A 2,487-nucleotide genomic window follows, 5' to 3' on the forward strand; every position below is an offset into this window, starting at 1 on the left:
ACAATATTCTTCATTTTAATAACCCATCACAATATTCTTCATTTTAATAACCCATCTAAAGTTTCCAAATACTCGTTTACAATATGTTTCCAACTAAAAAAATTTTTAACCCTTTTATTACTGTTTATGGACATTTCTTTTCTCATCTCATTATCTCCAATTAATTTGATGATATAATCAGCAAATTCTTTTCTTTCTGCCTTATATCCATTTTCACAAATCAGTTCAGCGCTCCCCTCACACGGAGTCATAATAATTGGCAATCCACATGCCATAGCCTCCAGCACAACATTTGGCATTCCTTCTTTTGATGATGGCAATATAAATAAATCTGCATTTTGATAAAAAGGCACAATCTCTTCTTTTCCCTTTTGTCCTACGAATTCTACCATATCTGAAACATGGTTTTCCTCCGCAATTCGTTCCAATGTTTCTCGATATGGACCATCTCCAACTACAATTAGTTTTACACTTTTCTTCGTACTATCCTGTATTTTTTTTAACTGTGGAATAATAAATTGTAACCCTTTTCGTTCAATCAACCTTGAAACAAAAAGAATTTTAAATTCATCACTTTCCTCTTTTACGCTCGGATAAAAAACTTCTGTATCAACACCATTCGGTATAACATCAAATGGTTTCTTATTATAAAAATCAAGTGCCATATCCTTTAGTCCCTGGCTATTTGCAATTAATGCGTCTGCATTTTTCCAGATAAGTTTTATTGCTGGGGCAATTATCTTATACACTTTCGTGAAACGTTCCTGAAATCCCGGAACATCCCCTCCACCAAATCGTATCACGTATGGAAGTTTATACTTCTTTTTTAGCATATACCCTATTGGTCCACTTGGTATCCCAAAGAATACCAGGCACACATCAAAATTTTCTCTTTTTTGCAATTTATTAGCAACAGGGTATGCCTTCAGCAGATAACTTAACATTTCCTTGAAGCTGCAATGTTCCTTATGTGCCCTCTTCGAATTCACTCGAATAACACGCACACCATTTACAATTTCACTCTCAGGCATTCCCTGATAATTTGCAGTTACAAGTGTTACCTCATGACCTTTTTCCACAAATCCCTTTGTCAAAAAATAGCATGCATTGGCGCCTCCGCCTCCAATAGGTGGAAACTCATGGGATATAGCAAGTATTTTCATTTTTATTCTTCCGTTTCCTTATTTTCTATTGTTTCTTTTATACTATATGATTTATCAATTCCAGAACCATAGTATGTCTTACTCATCATGTCGCTCATCAATCCAAAAATAAACATTAGTAATCCAACTATAATAAAGAATACTGTTAATAATGGTGGCATAATATTATTAGACATCTTATAACCAAGTGCAAATAATACGATTGACCATATTGCGCATACTACTCCAAGGAATATAGATACCATACCGCCTGCTCCCAATATATGTAATGGCCTTACAGCATACTTACTCCAGAACCATAATGAAATCATATCTACAAACCCCTTGATAGTTCTCTTCCAATTATATTTTGTCACACCTGCTGTCCGAGGTCTGTGATTTACCACAACTTCTCCAACTTCAAAGCCTTTAATTCTTAAAAGTGCTGGAATAAAACGATGCATTTCCCCATATAAACTTATATGATCAAAGCATTCCTTCTTATAGATTTTTAATGAACAGCCACTATCATGAATATTATCTTTGACAATAATTCCTCTTAAGAAATTTGCAACTCTGGATGTAAATTTTTTCATTACTGTATCTTTTCGGTTCTTTCTCCATCCTGATACAATATCAAGGTCATTCTCTTCTAAATAGTTTACAAGCTTTGGAATGTCGGCTGGGTCATTCTGTCTATCACCATCCATTGTCACAATATAGTCATACTGCGCTGCTTTGATTCCTGCATCCATTGCCGCTGTCTGCCCAAAGTTTTTACGCATACGAATATATTTTAAAGGCTTTAAGTCTTTGCAAATCTCCGGTGTCTTATCCTTTGAGCCATCATCTACAAAGATGATTTCAAAGTTATAATTTTCTTTTTTACATACTTCAAGTATTTCCTTGTGTAACTCTCTTACGTTTCCTTCTTCATTAAATACTGGTACTACCACCGATATTCCTTGCATTCTCATTTGCCTCCTGCTATTTTATAAAATATCTTCTCATTTGCTAATTTGCTCATATATTTCAATATCATTCTAACCAAAATAGGTCCTGATACGCCTACTAATGTGTATACTATACAGCTTGTTTTTGAATACAGGCTGTGTGGGAAATCACTTAACACAAAATCATCTGTCACTTTAAAAAATGTAAAATATATATAATCTACAAGTTTAAAAAACAGGAAATGTAATGTCATTATATCCATACTATAATTTCCTATTTCTCCTATGCATCTTGAAACTATATTATTTGACTTTTTATCTAATTTCCTATTTCTCCTATGCATCTTGAAACTATATTATTTGACTTTTTATCTAATAATTTTGCCACGCAT

Annotated in this window: 3 protein-coding genes; all 3 read right to left on the bottom strand. The window is 33.5% G+C overall.

Translation table 11 applies throughout. The features are described 5' to 3' along the window. Nucleotides 1-38: 38 nt before the first annotated feature. The 3 genes from DW059_RS15280 to DW059_RS15290 are packed head-to-tail and all read right to left on the bottom strand — an operon-like array spanning nucleotide 39 to nucleotide 2,358. Nucleotides 39-1,163 carry a glycosyltransferase family 4 protein gene (locus tag DW059_RS15280; protein WP_117699352.1) on the bottom strand — a complete coding sequence of 375 codons (1,125 nt, stop codon included), beginning with the start codon at nucleotides 1,161-1,163 and terminating at the stop codon, nucleotides 39-41. 2 nt (nucleotides 1,164-1,165) lie between these two features. Beyond that, a complete protein-coding gene (locus tag DW059_RS15285; RefSeq protein WP_117699353.1) occupies nucleotides 1,166-2,113 on the bottom strand; it encodes a glycosyltransferase family 2 protein in 948 nt (315 codons plus the stop codon). 2 nt (nucleotides 2,114-2,115) lie between these two features. Continuing rightward, entirely contained in the window at nucleotides 2,116-2,358 is a 243-nt protein-coding gene (locus DW059_RS15290) for a hypothetical protein (protein WP_117699354.1), read from the bottom strand. Nucleotides 2,359-2,487 lie beyond the last annotated feature (129 nt).

It is taken from the genome of Roseburia sp. AF42-8, from assembly GCF_003435965.1.
GTDB lineage: Bacteria > Bacillota > Clostridia > Lachnospirales > Lachnospiraceae > Roseburia_C > Roseburia_C amylophila.

Excerpts from the sequence above, each read along its gene's own strand:
- DW059_RS15290 (WP_117699354.1), bottom strand. The coding sequence starts at position 2,358 with ATGGATATAATGACATTACATTTCCTGTTTTTTAAACTTGTAGATTAT.
- DW059_RS15285 (WP_117699353.1), bottom strand. The coding sequence starts at position 2,113 with ATGCAAGGAATATCGGTGGTAGTACCAGTATTTAATGAAGAAGGAAAC.
- DW059_RS15280 (WP_117699352.1), bottom strand. The coding sequence starts at position 1,163 with ATGAAAATACTTGCTATATCCCATGAGTTTCCACCTATTGGAGGCGGA.